General features: G+C 30.7%; 5 protein-coding genes. 1 reads left to right on the forward strand and 4 read right to left on the reverse strand.

The genetic code is table 11. From position 1 onward, the window contains the following. The 3 genes from NK213_RS19610 to NK213_RS20550 form a co-directional block, all read right to left on the reverse strand. A partial coding sequence (locus tag NK213_RS19610) for a hypothetical protein (protein WP_253352478.1) occupies positions 1-203 on the reverse strand: 203 nt, incomplete at its 3' end. Next, positions 190-906, reverse strand: coding sequence for a YqaJ viral recombinase family protein (locus NK213_RS19615; RefSeq protein WP_253352479.1), 717 nt, complete (start codon positions 904-906; stop codon positions 190-192). The genes NK213_RS19615 and NK213_RS19610, both read right to left, overlap by 14 nt. Positions 907-926: 20 nt before the next feature. After that, positions 927-1055 carry a hypothetical protein gene (locus tag NK213_RS20550; protein ID WP_256478848.1) on the reverse strand — a complete coding sequence of 43 codons (129 nt, stop codon included), beginning with the start codon at positions 1053-1055 and terminating at the stop codon, positions 927-929. Positions 1056-1372: 317 nt separating this feature from the next. Here NK213_RS20550 and NK213_RS19620 point away from each other — a divergent pair, with 317 nt between their 5' ends. Next, entirely contained in the window at positions 1373-1969 is a 597-nt protein-coding gene (locus tag NK213_RS19620) for a hypothetical protein (RefSeq protein ID WP_253352481.1), read from the forward strand. Between the two features lie 487 nt (positions 1970-2456). Here NK213_RS19620 and NK213_RS19625 read toward each other — a convergent pair whose 3' ends face one another. Next, positions 2457-2636, reverse strand: coding sequence for a hypothetical protein (locus NK213_RS19625; RefSeq protein WP_253352489.1), 180 nt, complete (start codon positions 2634-2636; stop codon positions 2457-2459). Positions 2637-2719: the final 83 nt, after the last annotated feature.

Below are 2719 nucleotides of genomic sequence, written 5' to 3' on the forward strand. Positions count from 1 at the left end.
GAGTTTGATATGTCTTTTCGAAGTAATGATGTTGATTCAAGGTCAAAGTCATCATTGTAAATAATATTTTTATATTCCTCAATCTCAAGTGTATTTTGTTCTAAAAGTTCCCAGTCTAATAATTTGGGGCTGATTTTAGCAGGAGTAATAAGTTCTTTATTAAAGGCAAGAACTGGTTGTCCTGTATTTTTATTTTCTTCCATATTTTCCTCCAATTCCAATGTGATATTCTTTAATGTATGGTGGTTCAATGTCATTGGTAACGTACGACCAGAATTCAATTTCTTTTTGTTTGAGTTCTTCTATTCTGTTTATCCAGTCATTTTTATATATAGTGTATGTTTTAAGTTGTTTATTTAGATCAAATGTATCAGAATTATCCTCAAAACATCTAAATCTGATATCGGCAACTAACACCGCAAAGTCATAATCAGTAACAAGGAAGTAATGGAGTACCTGATATAGATAATTTTCCGGAATAGTGTCGTTATTCTCGTCATCTTTCCAGAGTTCTTTATAAATTGAATACTGGTGAATGGTAGTAGTTTTAATTTCAAGTATACCGATATTACCGTTAGGTAGAATAATTTCACCGTCTAAAGAAGCTCTGATAAAATCATATTTAGGATGCACATACAGCTCTTTAACTTCTCTAATTTCCTTATCTGGATTATCAATGGCATATAGCTGTCTAATGAAAGGTTCGAGTTTATGTCCTCTTTCCATAGCAGGGTTAGTTTCATTAGGTTTATTGATTTTACCGGATTTTTCAAGCCATAAATCAACAATATTTTTATTTCCATATTGTTCTATATCCATAAGTAATCCAGCATCACTGCCACCGATTCCCTGTTTTCTTAAATTAAGCCATTCATCATGAGTGGAGTATAGGATTTTCTTAAACATATAAAGTTCTCCTTGCTTTATTAAAAATATTTTTCAGGCTTTTCAGCATATCTAATTATCCATACTTTATTTCTACGCACAAATTCTCTTTCTCTTTCTTTTTTATCTGTACGACGGGATTGAAAAAACTCTACAATCTTCTTTAACATGGTTATATCCCTCCTTATTTAATTCAATATTATATTTTTTACCAAATTTCTTATTTTTAATTTTTCTCTCTATTATCTTTTTGCTTATAAATTTAAAGTTTATTTTCATATATTTTCCTCCTTGTTATTTATATTTATTTGAATTTAATCATTGAAATATGGTATATTATTTCCAAAGGCTAAGTCCTTTTATAAATCTTGTTCACAGCTCAGCATTATGTTGGGCTGTTTGATTAAATTAATTGTTTTGCAGTCCTGTTTGTTTTTTGGACCAAACCTTACAAACAGGGTTGTTAATTTAAGGGAGTGTATATTTTATGAAGGAATTATCTGATATTGAAATACAACAAGCTTTCGAGCTATCAAAACAGTATCCACCAGAGCGTATTGAGCAAGAAAGAGCGATTGTAAAGGCTCAGACAGAATTTGAAGCTTTAAGTAAAAAAGTCATTGGAGAAAGCACAGCCGATTCATTAGAAGCAACACGAGCAATGTTGGAAGCTAATAGAGAGCCATTAAAAATCATGCAAGGTATTGAAAATGCCGTTTATCAACATAAAGAATCGACAGACAAAGCCATAGGGATTCATGAAGAACAACTTGATCAGCTAAAAACGGCAAATCAATCTTTAAATGCTCAAGTGTCTAAATTATCTGACACAGTGAAAGTCCTTGAGAAACAATTGCAAGAATCTGAAAAACAAACTTTCGAGCTTATAGATGCAAACGAGTTATTGAAAAAACAAATCAACGATGCAGAAGTCGAGATAGAAAAACAAAAAGAAACAAATCGCATACTTAAAAGAAATCAGAAAATTTTGTTTTACATTGCCATAGTATCTTTTGGAATCAATATTATCACGACAATATCTAACCCAAATATCCATGATTTTTTTAGAAAATTTTTTGAATAAAAGTCTTGATGTATAACAAAATTTTTAATATGGTTTCGAGGTTTATAACTAAAGAATTCGCAACAACGACCCATATGATTTTCTCTTGAAAAGATACGGTTTTTTTAAGTTCCTCAAACTCTTCTTTGTTTACCATAATTCCACCTACTTTCTATTGATCGTTTAACCGTACTGTCTGTTTTTCGAACCAAACCTCACAGACAGTACAGTCAAATAATTAATCCTTGAACCGTGCTGTCTGTTTTTCGAAATACCATCCTCACAGACGGCACAGTTGAGGGATTTTTTTATGGATTTTCATGATATAAATCAATCATAATCTGCTCGTCATCTGGGAAAGTATCCAAAATATGAGATTCAAGTATCCGAATGTCTTTATTTTCTTTTTTGAGTATACTGTGTAGATGTCTGTAGTTATTGGCATAAATTCCAGTAATGATATGTTCATCATGGGTAGCATAAACGACATAGAATAAATTCATAAAAATCAATTCTCCGTTTCTTTTTGAAATATATCTGTTTTGTCTTTTTCAGGAAAATAATTAACTTTATGATTTTTGTATCTGATTCTTTTGACAATACCTCCGAACCTTTCAGCAAAATATTCAGCAGTTTTTCTATCAGGTAAATTAGCAATGGTAACACTTCCAATAATAACTCTAAACATAATGATTCCTCCTTAATATATAGTTACCGGAGTATATAACTTCAATTTTTTAGGAGTGTTGATTTTGTTATATACTCAGGCAA

The sequence above is a fragment of the Sebaldella sp. S0638 genome (assembly GCF_024158605.1).
Classification (GTDB): domain Bacteria; phylum Fusobacteriota; class Fusobacteriia; order Fusobacteriales; family Leptotrichiaceae; genus Sebaldella.

What these genes read in the sequence shown, in the direction of transcription:
- NK213_RS19615 (WP_253352479.1), bottom strand. Translation starts at nt 906, where the DNA reads ATGTTTAAGAAAATCCTATACTCCACTCATGATGAATGGCTTAATTTA.
- NK213_RS20550 (WP_256478848.1), bottom strand. Translation starts at nt 1,055, where the DNA reads ATGTTAAAGAAGATTGTAGAGTTTTTTCAATCCCGTCGTACAGATAAA.
- NK213_RS19620 (WP_253352481.1), top strand. Translation starts at nt 1,373, where the DNA reads ATGAAGGAATTATCTGATATTGAAATACAACAAGCTTTCGAGCTATCA.
- NK213_RS19625 (WP_253352489.1), bottom strand. Translation starts at nt 2,636, where the DNA reads ATGTTTAGAGTTATTATTGGAAGTGTTACCATTGCTAATTTACCTGAT.